The sequence below is a fragment of the Pseudomonas sp. MF6396 genome, assembly GCF_002018915.1.
In the GTDB taxonomy this organism is placed as follows: Bacteria; Pseudomonadota; Gammaproteobacteria; order Pseudomonadales; family Pseudomonadaceae; genus Aquipseudomonas; species Aquipseudomonas palmensis.
In genome coordinates, this window is the sequence record NZ_MVOK01000011.1 from 156,133 (window position 1) to 179,006 (window position 22,874).

19 protein-coding genes and 1 tRNA gene are annotated in these 22,874 nt (G+C 62.1%); 13 read left to right on the top strand and 7 right to left on the bottom strand.

What is annotated here, in order from left to right:
* Positions 1-28 precede the first annotated feature (28 nt).
* Positions 29-835: an HDOD domain-containing protein gene (locus MF6396_RS13725; RefSeq protein ID WP_078480609.1), complete on the top strand. Its 807-nt coding sequence runs from the start codon at positions 29-31 to the stop codon at positions 833-835.
* Here MF6396_RS13725 and MF6396_RS13730 read toward each other — a convergent pair whose 3' ends face one another.
* Both MF6396_RS13730 and MF6396_RS13735 read right to left on the bottom strand, forming a co-directional pair.
* Entirely contained in the window at positions 836-2,218 is a 1,383-nt protein-coding gene (locus MF6396_RS13730; protein ID WP_043860097.1) for a sensor histidine kinase, read from the bottom strand.
* Positions 2,211-2,882, bottom strand: a complete 672-nt coding sequence (locus MF6396_RS13735; RefSeq protein ID WP_043860096.1) for a response regulator — start codon at positions 2,880-2,882, stop codon at positions 2,211-2,213. Before MF6396_RS13735 ends, MF6396_RS13730 begins: the two co-directional genes overlap by 8 nt.
* Positions 2,883-3,084: 202 nt before the next feature.
* Between MF6396_RS13735 and MF6396_RS13740 the strand changes: the two genes are divergently transcribed.
* From MF6396_RS13740 to MF6396_RS13760, 5 genes are all read left to right on the top strand, one after another.
* Positions 3,085-4,374 (top strand): OprD family porin, encoded by a 1,290-nt coding sequence (locus MF6396_RS13740; protein ID WP_078480610.1) that lies wholly within the window; start codon positions 3,085-3,087, stop codon positions 4,372-4,374.
* Between the two features lie 35 nt (positions 4,375-4,409).
* The gene (locus MF6396_RS13745; protein ID WP_043860094.1) at positions 4,410-5,390 is read left to right on the top strand and encodes a Bug family tripartite tricarboxylate transporter substrate binding protein; all 981 of its coding nucleotides are present in this window, start codon (positions 4,410-4,412) and stop codon (positions 5,388-5,390) included.
* Between the two features lie 127 nt (positions 5,391-5,517).
* A complete protein-coding gene (locus MF6396_RS13750; RefSeq protein WP_043860093.1) occupies positions 5,518-5,976 on the top strand; it encodes a tripartite tricarboxylate transporter TctB family protein in 459 nt (152 codons plus the stop codon).
* 1 nt (position 5,977) lies between these two features.
* On the top strand, positions 5,978-7,492 hold the full coding sequence (locus tag MF6396_RS13755; protein ID WP_043860092.1) for a tripartite tricarboxylate transporter permease: 1,515 nt from the start codon (positions 5,978-5,980) through the stop codon (positions 7,490-7,492).
* Positions 7,485-8,528 (top strand): AbrB family transcriptional regulator, encoded by a 1,044-nt coding sequence (locus MF6396_RS13760; protein WP_078480612.1) that lies wholly within the window; start codon positions 7,485-7,487, stop codon positions 8,526-8,528. Before MF6396_RS13755 ends, MF6396_RS13760 begins: the two co-directional genes overlap by 8 nt.
* A 50-nt stretch (positions 8,529-8,578) precedes the next feature.
* Here MF6396_RS13760 and MF6396_RS28680 read toward each other — a convergent pair whose 3' ends face one another.
* The 4 genes from MF6396_RS28680 to ung all read right to left on the bottom strand — a co-directional run bounded on the left by MF6396_RS28680 (position 8,579) and on the right by ung (position 16,124).
* On the bottom strand, positions 8,579-9,952 hold the full coding sequence (locus MF6396_RS28680; RefSeq protein ID WP_161493036.1) for an autotransporter outer membrane beta-barrel domain-containing protein: 1,374 nt from the start codon (positions 9,950-9,952) through the stop codon (positions 8,579-8,581).
* Between the two features lie 1,063 nt (positions 9,953-11,015).
* Positions 11,016-13,142 (bottom strand): hypothetical protein, encoded by a 2,127-nt coding sequence (locus MF6396_RS13770; protein WP_058540935.1) that lies wholly within the window; start codon positions 13,140-13,142, stop codon positions 11,016-11,018.
* A 162-nt stretch (positions 13,143-13,304) separates the two neighbouring features.
* The gene (locus MF6396_RS13775; protein WP_078480615.1) at positions 13,305-15,299 is read right to left on the bottom strand and encodes a hypothetical protein; all 1,995 of its coding nucleotides are present in this window, start codon (positions 15,297-15,299) and stop codon (positions 13,305-13,307) included.
* 132 nt (positions 15,300-15,431) lie between these two features.
* Positions 15,432-16,124, bottom strand: a complete 693-nt coding sequence (gene ung, locus MF6396_RS13780; protein WP_078480616.1) for a uracil-DNA glycosylase — start codon at positions 16,122-16,124, stop codon at positions 15,432-15,434.
* A gap of 129 nt (positions 16,125-16,253) precedes the next feature.
* Here ung and MF6396_RS13785 point away from each other — a divergent pair, with 129 nt between their 5' ends.
* Positions 16,254-17,360 carry an enoyl-CoA hydratase/isomerase family protein gene (locus tag MF6396_RS13785; protein ID WP_078480617.1) on the top strand — a complete coding sequence of 369 codons (1,107 nt, stop codon included), beginning with the start codon at positions 16,254-16,256 and terminating at the stop codon, positions 17,358-17,360.
* 18 nt (positions 17,361-17,378) lie between these two features.
* Here the strand turns inward: MF6396_RS13785 and MF6396_RS13790 are convergent, their stop codons facing one another.
* Positions 17,379-17,792 (bottom strand): hypothetical protein, encoded by a 414-nt coding sequence (locus MF6396_RS13790; RefSeq protein ID WP_078480618.1) that lies wholly within the window; start codon positions 17,790-17,792, stop codon positions 17,379-17,381.
* Between the two features lie 213 nt (positions 17,793-18,005).
* On the opposite strand from MF6396_RS13790, the gene MF6396_RS13795 reads away from it, so the two are divergent.
* The 6 genes from MF6396_RS13795 to MF6396_RS13820 all read left to right on the top strand — a co-directional run bounded on the left by MF6396_RS13795 (position 18,006) and on the right by MF6396_RS13820 (position 22,714).
* The gene (locus tag MF6396_RS13795) at positions 18,006-19,475 is read left to right on the top strand and encodes a sensor domain-containing diguanylate cyclase (protein ID WP_043860086.1); all 1,470 of its coding nucleotides are present in this window, start codon (positions 18,006-18,008) and stop codon (positions 19,473-19,475) included.
* A 25-nt stretch (positions 19,476-19,500) separates the two neighbouring features.
* A complete protein-coding gene (locus MF6396_RS13800; RefSeq protein ID WP_078480620.1) occupies positions 19,501-19,722 on the top strand; it encodes a cysteine-rich CWC family protein in 222 nt (73 codons plus the stop codon).
* 32 nt (positions 19,723-19,754) lie between these two features.
* Positions 19,755-20,447 (top strand): pseudouridine synthase, encoded by a 693-nt coding sequence (locus MF6396_RS13805; protein ID WP_043860084.1) that lies wholly within the window; start codon positions 19,755-19,757, stop codon positions 20,445-20,447.
* A 321-nt stretch (positions 20,448-20,768) separates the two neighbouring features.
* Positions 20,769-21,653, top strand: a complete 885-nt coding sequence (locus tag MF6396_RS13810) for an alpha/beta fold hydrolase (protein WP_078480621.1) — start codon at positions 20,769-20,771, stop codon at positions 21,651-21,653.
* A gap of 117 nt (positions 21,654-21,770) precedes the next feature.
* Positions 21,771-21,844: transfer RNA gene (locus MF6396_RS13815), tRNA-Gly, on the top strand.
* A gap of 186 nt (positions 21,845-22,030) precedes the next feature.
* On the top strand, positions 22,031-22,714 hold the full coding sequence (locus tag MF6396_RS13820) for a hypothetical protein (protein ID WP_146094981.1): 684 nt from the start codon (positions 22,031-22,033) through the stop codon (positions 22,712-22,714).
* Positions 22,715-22,874 lie beyond the last annotated feature (160 nt).

The following is a 22,874-nucleotide window of genomic DNA, read 5'->3' on the forward strand; positions in this document are numbered from 1 at the left end:
GGCCCCTGAATGCGCTAGAGAATCCACGATGAACACGCTGGCCCAGATCGTTGAAGCACAATTGCTCAGCGCCATCGACAACGATGACCTGGTGCTGCCGACCTTGCCGGAAGTGGCCCTGAGCATCCGCGAAGCGGCTGAAGACAGCGAGATCAGCGTCAGCACCCTGAGCAAGGTGATCGGCCGCGACGCCGCGTTGTCGGCACGCCTGATCAAGGTGGTCAACAGCCCCCTGCTGCGTGCGGCCACCGAAGTCACCGACCTGCAGACCGCCATCACCCGCATGGGTATCAACTACAGCTGCAACCTGGCCATCGGCCTGGTGATCGAGCAGATCTTCCATGCGCGCTCACCAGTGGTCGAACAGAAAATGCGTGAAATATGGGCCAAGAGCCTGGAAGTGGCCGGCATCAGCTATGAGCTGTGCCTGCGCTTCACCCAGCTCAAGCCCGACCAGGGCGCCCTCGCCGGGCTGGTCCACCAGATCGGCGCATTGCCGATCCTGACCTATGCCGAAGAACACAACGAACTGCTCTCCGACCCGGTCTGCCTGAACCATGTGATCGGCCTGATCCACCCGGTACTGGGCGACAAGATCCTCAGCGTGTGGGAATTTCCCGAGCAACTGGCCGGGCTGCCGAGCCTGTCGCAGAACCTGGAGCGCAGCACCGACAAGCTCGACTATGTCGACATCGTGCAGATCGCGCGCACCCTCAGCGATGGCAACGAACATGCCCTGGCGCGCCTGCCGGCGATGCGTCACCTGAAGCTGCCACCCAACAGCCACCTGCAGGTCAGCGAGCTGATCGGCGCCAAGCACATGTTTCGCGCCTGATCAGTCGCCCGGGTTGAAGCTGACCCGAACCTTGAGCCCGCCGCGCTCGCCATCGTGCAGGCTGATCTGCGCCAGGTGTGCGCGGCAGATCTCACCGACGATGGCCAGCCCCAGGCCGGTGCCCTGCGCACTGCGCCGATAGAAGCGTTCGAATACCCGCTCGCGCTCCTGCGGGGGAATCCCCGGCCCGTCGTCCTCCACCTCCAGCACCGCCGGGGCCGTCACCCGCAGAATCACGTTGCCATTGGCCGGGGTGTGCGCCAGGGCGTTGTCCACCAGGTTGCTCAGCAATTCGTTGAGCAGCGTCGGCTCGCCGCGTATCCACACCGGCGCCTGTGCTTCCAGTGCCAATGCCACACCCCGTGCATGCGCCAGCGGCGCCATGGCCATGCCCAGCTCGCGGGCCAGCTGGCTGAGGTCGAGCAACTGTGCACCACCCTCGGCAATGGCGCGCGCACCGTTCTCCACCCGTGCCAGCGACAGCAGCTGGTTGGCCAGGTGGGTCAGCTTGTCGGTGCCCTGGGCCGCCAGTTCGAGCGTGGTGCGCCATTCCTGCGGGTCCTTGGCGCGCAGGCCCAGTTCCACCCGCGCCTTGAGCGCCGCCAGGGGGGTGCGCAACTCGTGCGCGGCGTCGGCGATGAACTGCGCCTGGCGCTCGAACTGGCCCCGCAGGCGCTCGGTGAAGTGATTCAGTGCACGCACCAGCGGCCCCAGTTCGCGCTGAACCTGAACCACCGGCAGGGCGCGCAGGTCGTCGGGCTGGCGTTCTTCCACGGCGCTGCGCAGGCGCTCCAGCGGGCGCAATGCGGCGCTGACCGCAAACCACACCAGCAGCAACGCCCCCATCGCCAGCATGCCCAGGCGCAGCAGGGTATCGGCCATCAGGCTGCGGGCCATGCTCACGCGCGCCTCTTCGGTTTCGGCCACGCGGATCTCCGCCATGCCGTTCATGTTCGGCTCGCTCACCGCCTTGAGCAGGCTGACTACCCGCACGTCCTGGCCCAGGTAGCGCGCATCGTAGAAGCGCGCCAGGGCCGGATAGTCATCGGTACGCGGGGTATCGGGCGGCGGTGCGGGCAGGTTTTCGTAGCCGGAAATCAGGCGTTGATGGATGTCGTTGACCTGGTAGTAGATCCGCCCCGCGCTGTCGTAGGCAAAGGTGTCCAATGCCACGTAGGGCACATCGGCGCTGAGGGTGCCGTCGCGTTGCGAGAGCCCTGCGGCGATGGTGCGCGCCGAGGCCAGCAGGGTACGGTCATAGGCGGTGTCGGCGGCCTCGCGACCGTTCCAGTAGGCACTCAGCCCGCTGGCCACCATCAGCACCACCAGCAGCAGGGCGAGGTTCCACAGCAGGCGCCCGCGCAGGCTGCCGGCGTCACGCATCACGGTGCTCGAGCAGATAGCCCAGCCCACGGAAGGTGACGATCGCCACGGCATGACCGTCGAGCTTCTTGCGCAGGCGGTGCACGTAGATCTCGATGGCGTCGGGGCTGGCCTCCTCGTCCAGGCCGAACACCTGCGCCGCCAGTTGCTCCTTGCTCATCACCCTGCCGGGGCGGGCGATCAGCGCCTCGAGCACGGCCTGTTCGCGGGAGGTCAGGGCCAACAGCTCGCCCCCCAGGGTGAAGCGCCGGGTATCCAGGTCGTAGACCAGCGGGCCGCAGGTCTGCTGGCGCTCGCCACCGAGCACGCTGCGGCGCAGCAGGGCCTTGACTCGCGCCTCCAGCTCGGTCAGTTCGAACGGCTTGGCCAGGTAGTCGTCAGCCCCCAGGTTCAGGCCGTGCACCCGGTCCTTGACGTCGCTGCGGGCGGTCAGCATCAGCACCGGCACGGTCTTGCCGCGGGCCCGCAGGCGCGCCAGCACCTCGAAGCCGTCCATGCGCGGCAGGCCCACATCGAGCACCGCCACGGCATATTCCTCGCTGGCAAGGGCCAGGTCGGCAGCAACCCCATCGTGCAGCACATCCACCGTCAGGCCGGTGCTCTTGAGGGCCTGGGCCACGCTCTCAGCCAGTTGCAGATGGTCTTCGACGAGCAGTACACGCATCGATTTCTCCTGGTCGTGTCGCGTTCAATGGCGCGGAGTTTACAGCGCGGCGGGCGCCTGTGAAGCCATCGAAACATTGAAAGGCCACTGAAAGGTTAGCGAAAGGTTGAGCCCCTAGCATCGCCTGACGGCCCGTTGTACAGGCCGTAGATCGAACCGAAGCGTTCGACCCGAATAAGAACAATAACGGAGTCACCCCACGATGCTGTCCACCCAGCCTCAGGCGCCTGCGCCTGCCCGTCGCCTGCACCCTCGTCCCTCTGCCATCGCCAGTGCCCTCGCCTTTGTCGGCGTCGCCCCGCTGAGCCAGGCCGCGTTCGTCGAAGACAGCACCGCCACCTTCGAAACACGCACCATGTACTTCAACCGCGATTTCCACAACGAGCCCAGCACCACACAATCCAAGCGCGAGGAATGGGCCCAGGGCTTCATGCTCAACCTGGAATCGGGCTACACCGAAGGCACCGTCGGCTTCGGCGTCGACGCCCTGGGCATGCTCGGGGTCAAGCTCGACTCCGGCAAGGGCCGCACCGGCACCGGCCTGCTGCCAACCCATGACAACGGGCGCGCCGCCGACGAGTACTCCAAGCTCGGCCTGACCGGCAAGGTCAAGGTGTCGGCCACCGAGCTGAAGGTCGGTACGCTGATCCCGCAAACGCCCACCCTGCGCCCCAACGACGGGCGTATCCTGCCGCAGACGTTCGAGGGCGGGCTGCTGACCTCCCAGGAAATCAGGCACCTGACCTTCACCGGTGGCCGCCTTGAAAAGGTCAAGGACCGCAACGACACCAACAAGGAAGACATCGCCCTCAACAACAAGAACGGTCGCTTCCTGGGCACGGCCGAAGGCAAGCATTTCGACATGGCCGGAGTGGACTACAAGCTCACCGACCGCATCACCGGCAGCTATCACTTCGCCCAGCTCGACGACGTGTACCGCCAGCACTTCGTCGGCCTGCTCGCGACCCAGCCGTTCGGCCCGGGCACCTTCGGCGCCGATGTGCGTGTGGCGTTCAGCGGCGACCAGGGCCAGGCCCGCGGCGGCAGGATCGACAACACCGCCTTCGGCAGCCTGTTCAGCTATGCCCTCGGCGGCCACAAGCTGAGCACCGGCTACCAGCACCTGTCGGGCGACAGCGCCTTCCCCTACGTCGATGGCGCCGACCCCTACCTGGTCAACTTCGTGCAGATCAACGACTTCGCCCAGGCCGACGAGCGCTCCTGGCAAGTGCGCTACGACTACGACTTCGCCAAGCTCGGCGTACCCGGCCTGAGCTTCATGAGCCGCTACCTCAGTGGCGACAACGTCAGCCGCGCCGGCGGTGGCGAAGGCAAGGAGTGGGAGCGCAATACCGAATTCAAGTACGTGGTACAGAGCGGCGCCCTGAAGAACGTCGCCGTGCGCCTGCGTAACGCCACCTTCCGTTCCAACTTCTCCCGCGACGCCGACGAAGTGCGGCTGCTGGTGAGCTACAGCGTGGCGCTTTGGTAATCCGCCCATAACAACAATGTTCACGGAGACTGACGATGACTTTTTCACTGCGCAAGATCGCCCTGGCCACCGGCTGCCTGCTGCTGGCCGGCAACGTGCTGGCCGCCGAACCCAAACGCCCCGAGTGCATTGCCCCGGCCTCGCCCGGCGGCGGCTTTGACCTGACCTGCAAGCTGGTGCAGAGCGCGCTGCTCAACGAGAAGATCCTGAGCAAGCCGATGCGCGTCACCTACATGCCCGGCGGAGTCGGCGCGGTGGCCTACAACGCGGTGGTGGCCCAGCGCCCGGCCGACGCCGGCACGCTGGTGGCGTGGTCCAGCGGTTCGCTGCTGAACCTGGCCCAGGGCAAGTTCGGCCGCTTCGACGAGAACGCAGTGCGCTGGCTGGCAGCGGTAGGCACCAGCTACGGCGCCATCGCGGTGAAAAAGGACTCGCCCTACAAGACCCTCGATGACCTGGTGGCGGCACTGAAAAAAGACCCTGGCAAGGTGGTGATCGGCTCGGGCGGCACCGTTGGCAGCCAGGACTGGATGCAGACCGCACTGATTGCCAAGGCCGCCGGCATCAACCCGCGCGACCTGCGCTATGTGGCACTGGAAGGCGGTGGCGAGATTGCCACCGCATTGCTGGGCGGGCACATCCAGGTGGGCAGCACGGACATCTCCGACTCGATGCCGCACATCCAGAGCGGCGACATGCGCCTGCTGGCGGTGTTCTCCCCCGAACGCCTGGACGAGCCCGAGATGAAGGACATCCCTACCGCCAAGGAACAGGGCTACGACATCGTCTGGCCAGTGGTACGCGGGTTCTACCTGGGGCCGAAGGTGAGCGACGAGGACTACGCCTGGTGGAAGGCATCGTTCGACACGCTGCTGGCCTCGGATGAATTCGACAAGCTGCGTGACCAGCGCGAGCTGTTCCCGTTCGCCATGACCGGTGAAGCGCTGGACGTGTATGTGAAGCAGCAGGTAGCGGACTACAAGGCACTGGCCCAGGAATTCGGACTGATCCAGTAACCCATCGCTTCACCTGTAGGAGCCGGCCTTGCCGGTGAATCACCGCGGTCCCGCCAGGTCGGTGGCGCGTCATTCGCCGGCAAGGCCGGCTCCTACGGGTGCAGGTTTGCCCTTCGAGGATTCCCCCATGATCCTGCAACGACTTTTCGCCCTGACCCTGCTGGCCGCCTGCGCCGCACTGGCCGTCATGGCCTGGCCCTACCAGGCCGCCTTCTCCTACGAACCGGTCGGCCCGCGCGCCTATCCGTTGCTGATGCTCGGCCTGATGGCCATCGCTCTGCTCTACCTGGCGATCCGTCCCACGCCCATCGTGCGCAAGGACGACGAACCAGAGCTGGACCGCGCCAGCCTGATCAAGATCGGCCTGTGCACCGGCCTGCTGCTGGTGTTCGCCGCCACCTTCGAATCCCTGGGCTTCATTCTCAGCAGCACGCTGATCGGCATCCCCATGGCGCGCCTGTACGGAGGACGCTGGCTGCCCAGTGCGGTCATCGTCGGATTGATGAGCATCGCCCTGTACCTGCTGTTCGACCGTGCCATGGATGTGCCCCTGCCCCTGGGCCTGCTCGACGTTCTGGAGAATTGACATGGATACTTTCAGCTACCTCGGCCAGGGCTTCGGCGTCGCCCTGAGCCCCTACAACCTGGTGACTGCACTGTGCGGCACCCTGATCGGTACGGTGGTCGGCCTGCTGCCGGGCCTGGGCCCGATCAACGGCGTGGCGCTGCTGATCCCCATCGCGTTCGCCCTGGGCCTGCCGCCGGAATCGGCGCTGATCCTGCTGGCCGCGGTGTACCTGGGCTGCGAATACGGCGGGCGCATCAGCTCGATCCTGCTCAATATCCCCGGTGAAGCCTCCACCGTGATGACCACCCTGGACGGCTACCCCATGGCTCGCCAGGGCCTGGCCGGGGTGGCGCTGTCGCTGTCGGCCTGGAGCTCGTTCATCGGTGCGTTCATCGCCACCTGCGGCATGGTGCTGTTCGCCCCGCTGCTGGCCAAGTGGGCGATCGCCTTCGGTCCGGCGGAGTATTTCGTGCTGATGGTGTTCGCCATCGTGGCACTGGGCGGCATGGCCGGCGACAAGCCGCTCAAGACCTTCATCGCCGCCCTGATCGGGCTGTTCCTTTCGGCCGTGGGCATCGACGCCAACAGCGGTGTGTACCGCTTCACCGGCGACAGCATCCACCTCACCGACGGCATCCAGTTCGTGGTGCTGGTGCTGGGCCTGTTCTCCATCAGCGAGATCCTGTTGCTGCTGGAAAAGACCCACCACGGGCACAAGGCCGTGGAAGCCACCGGACGCATGCTGTTCAACCTCAAGGAAGCCGCCTCGGTGTTCGTGGTGAACATCCGCTGCGGCCTGCTCGGCTTCTTCATGGGCGTGCTGCCCGGGGCCGGTGCGACCCTGGCCAGTGCCGTGGCGTACATGACCGAAAAACGCCTGGCCGGTGCCAGCGGCACCTTCGGCAAGGGTGACAAGCGCGGCCTGGCCGCTCCGGAAACCGCCATCGGCGCCTCCTGCTGCGGCGCCCTGGTGCCGATGCTGACCCTGGGCGTACCGGGCTCGGGTACCACGGCGGTGATGATCGGTGCCTTGAGCCTGTACAACATCACCCCCGGCCCGCTGCTGTTCGAACAGCAACCGGATATCGTCTGGGGCCTGATCGCCTCGCTGTTCATCGCCAACATCATGCTGGTGATCCTCAACATCCCCATGGTGCGCCTGTTCACCCGCATCCTGTCGGTGCCCAACTGGGCGCTGGTGCCGGTGATCGCGATCATCACCGCGATCGGCGTGTATGCGGTGCATGCCACCACCTTCGACCTGTTCCTGATGATCGGCATCGGCATCTTCGGCTACATCCTGCGCAAGCTGGACTTCCCGCTGTCGCCGCTGCTGCTGGGCTTCATTCTCGGCGGGCTGATGGAGCAGAACCTGCGCCGGGCGCTGTCGATCTCCAACGGTGAACTGGAGATTCTGTGGGCCAGCCCGATCAGCCTGGGGGTGTGGGCGATGGTCGCGTTGATGCTGACCCTGCCGTTGCTGCGTATCTGGCGCCGCCGCAGCGCCCAGCGTCGTGCCCTGGCCGATGTCTGAATCCACCTTGCGCACCTGGTGGGCCACTCCACTGGTCGGCCTGGCCGGCGGGTACCTCGCCAGCCTGGTCGGCTGGCCGCTGCCATGGATGGTCGGCTCGCTGCTGGCGGTGATTCTGGTGCGCTGCCTGACGCCCTGGCAGATCGGTGAAATACCCAACGGGCGCAAGTGCGGCCAGTGGGTCATCGGCGTCGGCATCGGCCTGCACTTCACCCCCCAGGTGGTCGAACAGGTGGCCAGCCATTTCGGCTTGATCTTCTTCGGCGCGCTGATCACCAGCGTATCCAGCCTGATCGGCGTATGGCTGTTGCTGCGCACCGGTGAAGACCGGGCCACGGCGTTCTTTTCCAGCATGCCGGGCGGCTCGGGCGAGATGGTCAACCTGGGTGCACGCAACGGCGCAGTGCTCAGCCGCGTCGCCGCCGGGCAGAGCCTCCGGGTACTGGCGGTCGTGCTGTGCGTGCCCGCAGCGTTCAAGTTCCTGCTCGGCGACGGCGTACCGTTGAGCCATGCCGGTACGGTGGATGGTTACTGGCTGGCGTTGATCGCGCCGCTCGGGGTGCTGGCCGCACTGCTCTGGCAGCGCCTGCGCCAGCCCAACCCGTGGCTGTTCGGCCCGCTGCTGGTGGCCTCGAGCATCAGCATCGGCGCCAACCTGCACACCGGCCTGCCCGACGGCGCCAGCCAGCTCGGCCAGTGGCTGATCGGCAGCGGCCTGGGCTGTCACTTCAACCGCGCGTTCTTTCGTCGCGCGCCGTCGTTTCTGGGCCGTACCCTGGTCGCCACGGCGCTGACCATGCTGCTGGCGGGCCTCGCGGCCTGGGCCTTGAGCGCGTTGACGGCGCTGGACCTGCGCTCGCTGACCCTGGGCATGATGCCCGGCGGTATCGCCGAAATGAGCCTGACCGCCGAAACCCTGCAACTGTCGGTACCGCTGGTGACCGCGCTGCAGGTGATGCGCCTGCTGTTCGTGCTGTTTCTGGCCGAGCCGTTGTTCCGGCACTGGGCGGGCGAACGAACATCCGCCAACCCCTGAAACGAGAAAAGGAAGCCGAGGCTTCCTTTTCTTTTCTACTGCTCGCCTGATCAGAAGCGATAGCTTGCGCCGAGGCTGAAGCTGTACGGCATCTCGATGTTCTTGCCGTTCATGTAGCCAGCCTCGCCGTACACCTGGAAGTCCTTGGCGACGGTCCAGGCAACCCCTGCGCCCAGCTCGGCGCGCGAACCGGACAGGTCGTTGTTGAACACGTTGTCGTTCACCTGCACCTGGTTGCGCTGTGCGAACTCATGGGCAAACGCGGCCTTCACGTAGGGCTGGATCATGCTGTCGCCGCCCAGCGAGATGGTCTTGCCGAGCGTGGTACCGACCTTGCCCAGCAGCGAGCGGCTGACATCGCCATTGGCGTCGAAGCCGTTGTCCAGGGTGAAGTCCTTGCCGGCCACCGCCGCAGCGGCCACCTGGGCGAAGGGTTCGATGAAGTAGCCATCGTCGAGCTTGATGTGCTTGCCGACTTCGACCGAGGCGCTCATGCCGTGGGTGTCGTAGTCGCCCTTGGTGCGGGTGCCATCGCTCAGGCCGACCTTGGCGTCATTCTGGTAGCGGTTGTACTTGAGCACGCTGTCGACGTAATAGCCGCTCTCAGGGTCCATCCAGGTGGCGTAGCCGCCCACATAGTAGCTGTCGATGCTGCCCGAACTGCCGTAGCTCAGGTTCAGGTCCGAGCGGCTGTGGCCGGCCAGCAGGCCCAGGGTCCAGTTGCTTTCGCCCAGTTGCGCATCGGCCCCGAAGGTCAGCCCGCGCTGGTTCTGCTGGTACCCTACGCCCGACGAGGCGTCGGCAATGTTGTGCTGGTTGCCGTAGGCACGCATCCACACCCCGGCGTTCTTGCCCTGGTTGTAACGCAGCTCCCCCATGCGGCTGCGCAGCGAGGTCATTTCGCCGTAGGCGATGGTGATCGGGGTGTTGAACAGGGCCATGACCGTGCGGGTCATCGGGCTGATGGTGCGGGTTTCCCTGTCCAGGTACCAATCCTGGCCGTCCTTCACGAGCTTGTAGGAGTAGGCACCCAAGTCTACTTCCTGGCGATCGTTGAGCAGGCTGAACTGCGCATCGCCCGAGCCCGTATGAACCAGCTGCAGGCGCTCCACGCTGGCGGGGTCGGTACCGCTGGTGCCGACCATCAGCCCATGGGTGCCGCTGGCGTTGCCGGTGACGTTCAGGAAATCGGTGGCGCCGCTGGCGAAGTTGGACGCCATGTAGAACTCGCCATTGCCCGACAGGCTCTGCACATTCAGTTCATAGAACGAGTTTTCGTCGCCGAAGGTGATGCGGCCCCCGGTCATGGCCAGGTCGCCGATGGTGTTGTTGGCGTTCAGGGTCCAGTTGGAGTTGCTGTTGATGTTTACCTGCTGCACACCATTCAAGTTGCCGGTGAGTTGCGAGCGGTTGTCAAGCGCCAACGACGCGTTGGCACCAGGTGTAACAACTACATCCCCCACCAGAGACGCCTGATCAAGTTTCAGGTTAGCGGTGGCGGTATCAGCAATTTGCACATTGCCGCGCAACGAAGAAGCTGCCACGTTCAGGTTGGCCGTGGCAGGGTCCTGGACCTCAAGAATGACGCCGTTACCACCGTTCAAGGTCGAACCATTTCTAACATTGATTTCAGCGACTGTATCAGTGCGCACCAGAACTGCAGGGCCCGTACCGCCAGTGGCACTGGAGTTATCCAAGGTGAGTGTCGGCGCTTGCGAATTGATGGCTGACTCGCGCCCGATGCGAACTCCGGCCGCTGTACCGTTGAATTGCGTACCGGAAGTAGCGGTGACAGTGCCGCCAAGGATCGCTAGGCCGATGCCGTCGGCATTGCTGCCAGCGACCGTGGTCCCGCTGATGTTCAATGTGCTCCTGGCGGACACCTGGGCCCCCAGCCTAGCGCCGGTAATAGTGCTGTTGCTGACAGTGGCGGTGGACGGTGCGGCCCCTACCCGTGCTATGGCCATCCCGACAGCGCCCGTTGAGGAAACAACTGCCCCATTCACGGTCGCGTTGCTGCCAAACAGGTGCAAGCCGTTGGAACTGCCGCCCGAGATAGTGCCGCCATTGAGCTGCACGGTCGACGCGGTAACACGAATGGCCAACGTGGAAGCATCCTGGGTAGTCAGCACTGCACCATTGACGAGATCATAAGTATCCGGTGCATCTGCAGCGGTAAGTGTCAGCGTCTGGTTATCAACTAGAATGGCCAATGCCTGCTCACTTGCAAGCGCCCATGGCAATAACATCAACATATTCATAAATACAAATAGCGGCTTTTTTGCGCTTGTTTTATCGATTGTAGTTCGCATGCATGGACCCCTTGAAAAATAATCAGTTGAATTGAGGCGACTGCCTCGACTCGTAACTTCAAAGGTACATAGCCTAGGGGTATTGAATAGTGAGATATGTAGGAAATTTCCTAGGTAGCTTGCATTTAATTCCTCACCAACGCAGCGTGCTGGGGTTTCCCCCAGCACGCGACTGTCAGCTCTGAGGCAGACACAAACCGCCACCTGGCTTACGCAGGGCATAACGCACGGCCGATGCCTGAGAGCTACCCGGAATATTACCGGCCTTTACGATCCGCCAACTGGCGCGGAACGACCCCAATTCATAGTACTTGCCAGGCTGGTCAGCGATTTCGAAGTAAGACTTGAGCAGTGGCAACACACGCTCGATTCGATTTGAAGTAGCCTCTTGATCACTGACAACCACCGGTATTTCCCGCGTCCTGTCAGTGACAACTATTGAACCGGCCTTATCGCTGCACACGCTGAGTGTAATAAATACAAGATCATCTTTGGATAACACTCCCGCACGCTCTGCGATCGCCAACCTGATACCGTCTGGCAAAGGACGAGGACGTTCACAATTCAATATACCCAAAGCGGTCACTGGCGTTGTACCCGGTACATCGCTGCTACCGCCAATGCGATCCGGGAATGTCACTTTTGCAGTTACCGTCACGGTGGCAATACTGACCTCTACGCTGCCATCGACCGCCTGTTGCGGGTTGCCGGTGGTTTCGGTTTCCTGGATTTCGTAACCGATCGCGATGGTGCCATTGCCCAGGCTCTCGACGAAATTCCAGGGAATCGGGATAGAGATGACAGTCCCCGGTGTTTCGCCTGCGGCGATGGTGTGTGTAACTGCATTGTCTTTTCGACCATAGAACAACCGGACGAACTCACCCACTTTCGCATTCTCGTACACGGTAAAGAGCAGAACCGCACCTGAGCCGACATCCGCTGGGCGAATAAAACCAGGTTGTTTCGAACTGTTGCCTTGAGCGCGAACCGGTACCAGCGTGGCGTTGATCGGTCCAGGCCCGACAGGGTCGGGGCCTATGGTGGTCAAGTCAACCGCCACCTCGGTGTCGGGCGATGTCCAGGTGTTCTTGCCACGAATGACGTCATACCATACCCGTACCGCTGGGTCTTTCACCTGGTCATTGGGCAAAGCAATCTCATCCCAGTTAAAGGTGACCCGATCATTCGGCCAGATAATGACTTTTACAGTGTCCTCATCACGGTAATACACCCGAATTTCATCGCCTGCCTGAGCGTTTTTAAAAGCCGGCACGATAGCTTCCACGCCAGTGCGGGCGTCCTCCCGACTAATCGGTGCAGCGGGTACCAGCGGCTTCAGCAGGTCCTCGGGTTCGGGGGTCAGACGCACCGTCAGGTGAACCGGGATGGAAAAGTCCGAGCGATTCCCAGCCCGGTCCTCAAGCTTGTACTGGAGCACCGAAACACCTTCGCCAATCGCTTTGATAGTGTCCTCATCGAGTTCGATGTCGAAGCCATCGTCCTCTGCCTCTGGGGGAACGTCGCCACTGCGAACAGGTACCGGGTTACCAGCGATGTACAACTGATATTTGTCGCCCGGGTAATAATCAAAATAAGGAGGAACATGAAGCGTCAATGTACCGCTGTGCTCAGCAAGGTATTTCAGGGTAACGACGCCATCAGTCACGTCGGCAGGGTACTCGATTGGCGCGGGGTTATCGTTCAACGCGGGGTCCAGCAAATCCAGTGTCAGCAGTTGAATTTCAGATTCTTCTTTGTTGCCCGTCTCATTACTATATACCGAGTACCCAATCAATTTGATACCATCCCCGCCCACTTTCAAACTGTTGAAAGGGATGACGAAACGACCAGGAAGATCGGTGGCAGCAACAGGCACTTCAAACTTGTAGGTATACTGCACACCGTCTTCTACGCCGTTGACAACCGGAACACCATTTACATGCAGAGTTACATAATCGAAACTGCCATCATCCCCCCCCGAAGGCACCCACAATGGAATCTCCAACATTAGCCCCGACTTGAACTGGTCTCGGTGAAAAAGATTGACCTTACCATCGTCTGCAGCAGGCAATACATTATCCATCACAAAATCTTCAACTGCATTCACCCCGCCGACGCTCATCACCCCGAACCCCGTGGGCGCCTTGGCGGCTTTAAGTTCATTACTGTGCGTAACAACTGCTTGAAGACCCTCTTCCAATGCAGTTTTATTATCCTGATCACGCTTGGCCCGGTACTCTGCAATCGCGGGATTTTTTGCCTTGGCGGCTTCACCGGTATTTGCCTTTTCTAAAATAGTCATCTTGACTCTCCATTTCAGGTAGATTTGCTAAACACACAACAGGCACGTGACGTTTCCTCAATCAGCCTGTGCGCCGCTGATTGCTTCATACGTTCGATACTTGCTAATGCCGCTACCACGTTCCTACGTCAGGTGCGAAGTACCTGGCCGATTTAACCGCGGCTAAACGTTGCTACCATCACATACCGAGCCATTCGGAAGTTGTAGCGATATGAAAGTCATCTCCCGATCGGATTCACCACCCTGTCCATCCGCTCTGGCCACTCTGTAATTTACTACTGCAACCCCCTCGACATCCTTGCCATCTGCCTCATTGGCACGCTTAAGGGGTTGTAGGACCAAATCGGCAAAGCGTGTCATCGTAAACATAAAGCCGTTATTAACCTGCGCCGGGGTAGACAGCTTGATGGGATCGAAATAAACAACATCAGTCAGTGATCCCGTGGGGGGCGTTGATGAAGCCCCCTCAAGAGTGCGAAACAGTTGCCAGGACACTTCGACGTTGTCCCCTACGCCCCACAATCCAGGGTTGCCTGGCACGCTGATACGTATACCGTTCCAGGGTTTTTTCTGGCAGTTGATCCACCCCCAGAGCGTGACATCAGGAAATTTTACCGGTTTGAAGCCAACGATTGGCTGGACAGCAACCCGCACATGCGTATCACGGGCACGATGGCGGTTGACGCCATTGAACGTCCAGTAGAACACCGCAATCGCGGGCCCATCTCCCGCAGCCAGCACTGCGGCATAGGGCACGGGGGAAAACCTGACGACGCTGCCTGCGGTATCGCCTGCCTTCACGGTGTAGGTAGCGACCACGTCGGCGTTATTACCCCAATACAATTCAAGTATTTCGCCTGGCTCAGGCACTGCATACAGCGTCACCTCGACAGTGACTGGCAGGTTCATGTCCTGGCGGGTCAGGATGTTGTCACCTGTTCTGCCTTTCACCACTACCGGCTTTAGCAATCGGTGAATAGGTTCGGGGCCTTCAGGGTCGGGGCCTGCGACACTCAGGTCTATCTCGAATGCAACTGTTGAGGAGGTTGAGGTGATTTCCCGAGTCAGCGTGTAGTACACCTTGCAAGCAGTGCGCCCCGAAAAGCCATCGGCGGCCAGGATTTCCCACGCCACAGGCAACCTAACGGGCCAGGTGGCGGTGGACGGTACGGTGTAAGGTGCCAATGTGCGTCCATTCCAATAGGCTTGCAGGGTGTCCCCAGTACGCGCGTCTACGATACGTGGAATATGCACCTGCACACCGCGACGGGCGTCCTCAAGGTCGACCAAACCATCTTCAGCCAGCGGCACCTGAGGCGCAGGCAGCACAATTGGCTGCGCCACATTCACGGTCAGGGGCAAGGACAAGGAGATGGCTCCCCGATTGCTAGCGCGATCCATCAGCCAGTAGTAGAGCACTCGCGAACCGTTGGCTTTCCTGCGAACATCGTCGCCCCTGATCGTCAACTCGACAAAGCCCTGATCCTTGTGCGACTGCTGGATCTGCAGCCTCGCCAGGGGGTCGAAGAGGGGGCCTTTCGACGGTTCAAGGAAGACTTCGATCACATCCTCCAACCGCACGTCCGGCCACAGCTCGACCCTGACGATAACCCTGTCGTTGTTGCGTACCAGGTAAGCTTGATCGATGGTGCGCGTGTTTTCATTCAATGCGGGGGGATTACCGGCTTGGCCGTTGTTGGGGGCGGTCTTGTCAAGAAACACTGCGGCGGGCTGGGAGGTCTCCGGGTTGAGTACCTCTGTGATCCATACCCGGTAGGAAACGTAGAAGATTCCTTGAGTGCGCAGGTAGGGCTCAGGTATAGCCGCATCCAGCGGAAAAAGGTCTGCGGGATCGGCCGTCATTGGCACTTCCCAGCTTCCAACCACTACACCGTTTTCAGCCCCACTCGATACGGCGCTGCCCCATATCAGATCAAAATGCAGTATTGCGCCATCAAAATAGTCTTGTTCGTAACCTGGCCAGGCACTCTCGATGAGAACTGCCAGCGGCCGGGTCTGATTGGCCAGTGGAATTGTATACACCCCTGCCTCGTCGGCCAGCAGAGGCAGTGCAGCAGGAACCCGCAATGTAGGCAGAATCAAAATACCGATCGATTGGCCGCTGCGGCCTGACCCCATCATGCTCAGTTTGGTCATCTGCGTATTCCTCGGGCCTGGTGGTCAAAACCATTTCAGGGCGCTGCTCGACTCTCACCTCTCACAGCCATGGCGCAAATGTAATGGCGGAATACGCTTCGCGAAACTGACAGAAATACCAGGTAGGTGCGCTTACAACGCCGGTAGCGCCCACTGCACCGGCGCCAGCCCGTGCTGTTCCAGAAACTTGTTGGCCCGGCTGAAATGCCCGCAGCCGATGAAGCCACGGTAGGCCGACAACGGTGAAGGATGCACCGACTTGAGCACCAGATGCTTGGTACCGTCGATCAGCACAGACTTGCTCTGGGCATGCTTGCCCCACAACAGGAACACGGTGGCGGGCTGGCGCTCACTGACCAGCTGGATGATGCGGTCGGTGAACGACTCCCAGCCTTTTTTGGCATGCGACGCGGCAATCGAGCGCTCCACGGTCATGGTGGTATTGAGCAGCAGCACGCCCTGTTCGGCCCAGCTCTGCAGGTAGCCATGGTTCGGGATCGGGATGTTCAGGTCGCGCTGCAACTCCTTGTAGATGTTCACCAGCGACGGCGGCGCGGGCACCCCAGGCTGCACCGAGAAGCACAGGCCGTGTGCCTGGCCCGGGCCGTGGTAGGGGTCCTGCCCCAGAATCACCACTTTGACCTGGTCCAGCGGTGTGGAGTTGAGCGCATTGAAGATCAGCGGCCCCGGGGGATAGATCTCCTTGCCGGCCGCATATTCCTGACGCAGGAACTCACGCAGTTGCTGCATGTAGGGCTGTTCGAATTCGCCGCGCAGAGCGTCTTTCCAGCTCGGTTCGAGTTTGATGCGGTCATCGTTGGTCATGGGCACTCCCGTAGGCAATGGGGGCGGACACTAGGAAAGCTGCCAGCGCTTGTCAATCGATCCGACCGGCGACCGGCATGATCGCTGGCAGTAGCCATACTTGTCGGGATAACCGCAGTGAGGTGGCCCATGGCCGTAGCGTTCGAAGTACTCACCGGCGTCGATGGCGCCCGCATCGGCGTTGCCAGCCTGGATGCGCCCCAGTCGCTCAACGCCCTGTCGTTGCCGATGATCGAGCAGTTGAGCACCCACCTGCAAAGCTGGGCCAAGGATGACGGCATCGTCTGCGTGCTGCTGCGCGGGCTGGGTGACCGGGCGTTCTGCGCGGGGGGCGATGTGCGCAGTCTTGTGGAGGCGTGCCGCGCACAGCCTGGTGAAGTACCGCCGCTGGCGGCGCGTTTCTTCGCCGCCGAGTACCGGCTCGACTATGACCTGCACCATTACCCCAAGCCTCTGCTGTGCTGGGGGCACGGGCATGTGCTGGGCGGCGGCATGGGCCTGCTGCAGGCCAGCACGGTACGCATCGTGACCCCGAGCAGCCGCCTGGCGATGCCGGAAATCAGTATCGGCCTGTACCCGGACGTGGGCGCCAGCTGGTTCCTGAACCGGCTGCCAGGGCGTCTTGGCCTGTTCCTTGGGCTGACCGGCGCGCCGATCAATGCACGCGATGCACTGGACCTGGGCCTGGCGGACCGCTTCATGGGCGAAAACCAGCAGGACGAGCTGATTGAAGGGCTGTTGCAACTGAACTGGCAGGAGCAGACCGCGATGCAGCTCAACAGCCTGCTCAAGGCGTTGCAGCAGCAGGCGCTGGCCGAGTTGCCGCCGGCCCGATGGCTGCCACGCCGGGCGCAGATCGACGCGCTGCTCGATGTCAGCGACCTGGCCTGTGCCTGGCGGGCGATCGCACAGTGGCGCATGCACGACGACGAGGTCCTGGCCAAGGCGGCACGCACCCTCACCGAAGGCTGCCCGCTGACCGCGCACCTGGTGTGGCAGCAGATCGCGCGGGCGCGCTACCTGTCGCTGGGGCAGGTGCTGCAGATGGAATATGCGATGAGCCTGAACTGCTGCCGGCATCCGGAGTTCAGCGAAGGGGTACGCGCGCGCCTGGTGGACAAGGACCAGACGCCGCATTGGCATTGGCAGGAAGTTGCTCAGGTCCCCCAGGCAGTGGTACAGGCGCACTTCAGCAAGGCATGGGAGGGGCGGCATCCGCTGGCTGACCTTGTGTGAAGCCAGCGAATGCGATGTTCACCGGTGCGAGTTGCGATCGCCCCAGCCGTTGTCGCTGCGACCCCGGTCACGCCCATGATCGCGCCCATGGTCATTGTCCCGCCCCTGATGCCACTGCTGCCCCTGACCATAGCGCGGGGTCTGGTAGTAACGCCCTGGGGCGGGGCGCACATTGTAGTAGCCATGCCTAGGTACCGGGCGGTACTGAGGCACGGGCGCCGGGCGGTAGTAACGCGGCGCGGGGGCGTAATAGCGAGGCTGCGGCACCACGTAGTACCCCCTGTTATAGGGATAACCACGGTCGTAACCACGGTATTCATAGCGGTCCACGGTGTACACATCACTGCGGTAGTAGCCCTGGCCACCGTAATACGGAGCACAGGCGGTGGTCAGCACACCCAGCACAACAATCAGCAAAAGTCGGCGATACATGGCGGCCTCCCGGACCGCTGAACTGCACATCCCAGCGGCGCTGGTCGGCGTCGATCGGCAAGCGTTCATCGACATAGGCTAAGACCACCGAATCGACGTGCCGTGCGTTTTTCGAAATAAATTGTGACAAGGCCGATACCCCTGAAAATCGTCCAGTTATTTTCTGCGCGCCCCTCTAGAATAAGACCCATCGGTACCCGCCACGGATCTGCCATGCCGCTTCGTTACGCCCTGTTCTCGCAACGCTCGTTGATGCTGGCATTGCTTTTGTTGCTTGGCTGCGGCTTTCTGGCCACGTCGCTGCTCAGCTACTTTGCCTCGCGCAGCGAGATCCGCGACAACATCATCAACACCGAGCTGCCGCTGACCTCCGATACCGTCTACTCCGAAATCCAGCGGGACCTGGTGCGCCCGGTGGTGATCGCCTCGATGATGGCCCAGAACACCTTCCTGCGTGACTGGGCCCTGGCCGGCGAACAGGACCCGATGCCCATCACCCGCTACCTCAATGAAGTGATGGCGCATCAGAATGCCTACACGGCGTTTTTTGTCTCCGAGGCCAGCGGCATCTACTACCAGGCCAAGGGCGTACTCAAGCATGTCGACCCGCGCACCGAGCGTGACCGCTGGTACGCACGCGTCAAGGCGATGGACACGCCCTACGAGATCAACGTCGACCTGGACATGGCCAACCAGGACAAGCCCACCGTCTTCATCAACTACAAGGTGTTCGACTACCAGGGCAGGTTCATCGGCGCGGCTGGCGTCGGGCTGACGGTCGAAGCAGTGATCAGGCGCCTGAGCGACTACCAGTTGCGCTATCAGCGTACGGTGTATTTCGTCGATGCCAGCGGTCGCATCGTGCTCACCGGGTCTGCCGGCGGCCCCGAAGGCGTACACAGCGGGCTCACGCTGCGCGAGGTGCCAGCGCTGGCCGACCTGCAGCAGAAAATGCCCGTGCCGGTGGAGGGCAACCGCGAATACAACCATGATGGGCACAGCCACTTTCTCAATGTGCGCCTGATCCCCGAGCTCGACTGGTACCTGTTCGTCGACAAGCGCGACGGCACGGCCCTGGACAGTGCACGCCAGTCGCTGTACATGAACCTGGTGATCTGCGCGATGATCACCCTGGTGGTGCTGTCGCTGCTCAATGCGATGATCCGTCGCCATCAGGACAACATCCAGACCCTGGCAACAATCGACAGCCTGACCGGCCTGCCCAACCGACGCGCCTTCGACCTGCTGGCGGCACAGGCCCTGCTCGACACCGAGCGCGAGCCCATGCCGCTGGTGGCACTGCTGCTCGACCTGGACCACTTCAAGGTCCTCAACGATACCCACGGCCATCTGGCCGGCGACGAAGTGCTGCGTCAGTTCGCGCGCATCCTGGAAAGCTGCCTGCGCCATACCGACATCATCTGTCGTTGGGGCGGCGAGGAGTTTCTCGTGCTGCTCAAGAACACCGACGCCGACGCCGCACGGGCGGTTGCCGAAAAGATTCGCCTGCGCACCGAGCAACTGGCCTTCGGCTATGCCGACAAGGTGCTCGACCTGACCGTAAGCATCGGCTTGAGCGCCCATCGGTCCGACGATACCTTGCACACCCTGATCGCCCGCGCCGATGATGCGCTGTACCGCGCCAAACAGGGTGGACGCAATCGCGTCTGCTCGGAACTGTAAAACGTCGCCCCCGGTAGCCACCACCATGAACGATACCCGCCTGTGCCCCGCCTGCGGCGCCAGCAACCAGTGCAGCCTCGCCGACCCGCGCAGCGCCACCCAGGCCTGCTGGTGCTACAGCGTGCAGATCGATCCCCGCGTGCTCGAAGCGCTGCCGGCGCATTTGCGCAACAGTGCCTGCCTGTGCCCGCGATGCGCCCAGGTCGATGCCCGATTGCAGGCAGCCAAGCCTGCGCCGAACCGTTAGACTGCGCGCCCACCTCTGTACGCCCAACCGCCATGCGCCTCGACCGTTTTCTCAGCAACTTGCCATGTTTCAACCGCCAGCAGGTGCGCCTGCTGCTGGTGCAACGACGGGTGCGGGTGGATGGCGTGGCCATCGCCGACCCGCACCATGAGGTACGCGAGTTCAGCCGCGTCGAGGTCGACCAGCAGGTGCTGCAAGCCGGGCGTGCACCGCGCTACCTGATGCTGCACAAGCCGATGGGTTGCGTCAGCGCCACCGTCGACCCGCAGCACCGCACCGTGCTCGACCTGCTCGACGAACCCGACCGGAACGACCTGCACATCGCCGGGCGCCTGGACTTCAACACCACCGGGTTGCTGCTGCTGACCAACGATGGCCAGTGGTCACGTCGCCTGACCCAGCCCAAGACAGGGCTGGCGAAAACCTACTACGTCGAGACCGAGCAGCCGATCACCGACGCCTATGCGCCAACCTTTGGCCAGGGCATCTACTTCGCCTTCGAAAACCTCACCACCCTCCCCGCCGAGCTCACCCTGCTGGGCAGCCACAGCGCGCGCCTGAGCATCGTCGAGGGGCGCTATCACCAGGTCAAACGCATGTTCGGCTTCTTCGACAACAAGGTCACGCGCCTGCACCGCGAGCGCATGGGCCCGCTGCACCTGGACCCGCAGCTGGCCCCGGGGCAATACCGTGCGCTGAGCCAGGATGAAATCCTGGCCATCTGACGCCACGACCGCTCGGCAAAAAAATCATCGATTGCGCCAACGGCACTTGCGGGTTGGCCGGGCGCCTGCTTGAATCCAACCGTCAGTCTGCATGTGACCAATCGGTCACGAACGCAGTCCAAGGCACCTTTTTGCAGGTGACCGGCGCCCCGAAGCGCTGGCGTCCGGCAGATTGCCCACCTAACAACAATACCCGTCGACCAGCCGGCAACGGATCGACACAGGGCCCCCTCGTTTCATTTCAAGGCGTATGCCTACCTGTCATGAAGACCGGGCAAGCTTGCTTGCACGGATACCCTTTTTGCGCCAGGAGTCGATGACATGAGGCCAGAAATTGCTGTGCTGGATATACAGGGTCAGTACCGGGTTTACACGGAGTTCTATCGCGCGGACGCCGCAGAGAAGACGATCATCCTGATCAACGGCTCGCTCGCCACCACAGCGTCTTTCGCCCAGACGGTGCGCAACCTGCATCCGCAGTTCAACGTCGTGCTGTACGACCAGCCCTACTCGGGCAAGTCCCGGGCACACAACCGCAACGACCACCTGCTGACCAAGGAAACCGAAGGCCGGATCCTGCTGGAGCTGATCGACCACTTCGCCGCCGACCACCTGATGTCGTTTTCATGGGGCGGTGCCTGCACCCTGCTGGCACTGGCCAGCAAGCCGCGGCGCATTCGCAAGGCCGTGGTCAGCTCGTTCTCGCCGGTGATCAACGAACCGATGCGCGACTACCTGGAACGCGGCTCGCACTACCTGCGCACCTGCGACCGCCAGCAGATGGGCAAACTGGTCAACGACACCATCGGCAAGCACCTGCCCTCGCTGTTCAAGCGTTTCAATCATCGCCACGTCAGCAGCCTGGCCGAGCATGAGTATGCGCAGATGCACTTCCACATCCATCAGGTGCTGGGTCACGACCTCGGGCGGGCCCTGCGGGCCGCACAGGCCATCGACATTCCGGTGCTGTTCATGAACGGTGAATGGGACGAATACACCACTGCCCACGACGCCCGGCAATTTTCCCGGCACGTGCGCCACAGCCACTTCAGGCCGATTCGCAGCGCCGGCCATTTCCTGGACATGGAACACAAGGCGGCCTGCCGCGACACCCGCGAGGTGCTGCTGGAGTTTCTAGGCCCGCAACCGCGTGAAACGCGCTCCCCGTATCACTTCGTGCACGGCCAGCATGCGCAGGCCATCTGAGTGGTCGCGGCCAGTGTAGCGCCGGTCTGCGGCAGACCGGCGCTACGGCTCGCGAGCCGCCGATTGCAATAAGGGCTTCAAATCGTCTCGCAGTTCTGGTACAAAGTGCGCCTGAAAGCGGGTGTCGTATAATGGCATTACTCCAGCTTCCCAAGCTGATAACGAGGGTTCGATTCCCTTCACCCGCTCCAGTCACTTCCCCCTCCCCGTTACAAGCCCCCTCAGCACTCGAACCATCCAACTGAATATGCTCGCAGCCTCACATGACAGTGGCTTGCTTACAGGCAGTTCTGGATAATGCCCTTAATCGATACCCCGCATCCAAGACGGATAGCAAGAGGGTAAAATTTCAGTTGGGTAAATCCATGGGGGATGAGTTGTCCAAGCAAAAGGATCTTAGCCAGTTGCAGATCGACGGAGTTTTCTGCATCAGCCTGCGGGAGCGGACTGACCGTCGAGACCTTTTGACCCGGGAGTTCGAAGGCAGCGGGTTGAACATCGAATTTCTCATCGTGGACCGCGATAGCGAGAATCCCGAGCGGGGCTGCTTCGACTCCCACGTGACCTGCGCAAAAATGGCTCTGGAGCGTAAATATCGGCGGGTACTGGTGCTCGAGGATGACGCCACCCTGCTGACCTTCGACCCACGCCAGGTGCACCAGATCAACACCTTCCTGAACGGGAAGGAACCCGAACTGTTTTATCTTGGAGCGAATCTGGGGAGGGTATGGCTCACCTGGCACAGGGGAATAGCCCGTGTACGGGCCAAAGGTACCCATGCTTACATTCTGTCCAGCAAAGGCTGCGAGCGCCTGGTCAGCCATTCACCCTATACGGGTACGGCGATCGACAAGGTCTATTCAAAGCGATTCCGGGCGTACATGGCCTTCCCCATGCTGAGCCAGCAACAACCCGAGGAGGTCGTTGCAAGCGACGTGCTGGCCGCTCGCTCCACGGACGGCACCTTCCCTGACGCCGCGTACTGGCGCGCAAACTGGCGCAGGCAATATGCAGAGGCGCTCAGAAACATCGGTAAGACGATGCTGTGCAGAGACCTCTGACAGCCGGTCCTGCGCCTCACCCTAAACCCGCCATATGGCGGGTTTTTTGTGGTCACTCCAGCCCCGGCAAGCAATTTGCTGCCCATGCACTCGGTAGGCGGGCAACGCAGGGCACGGTATTCTGCGATAAATCTGCGCCCGCCTGATTCAGATCAACACC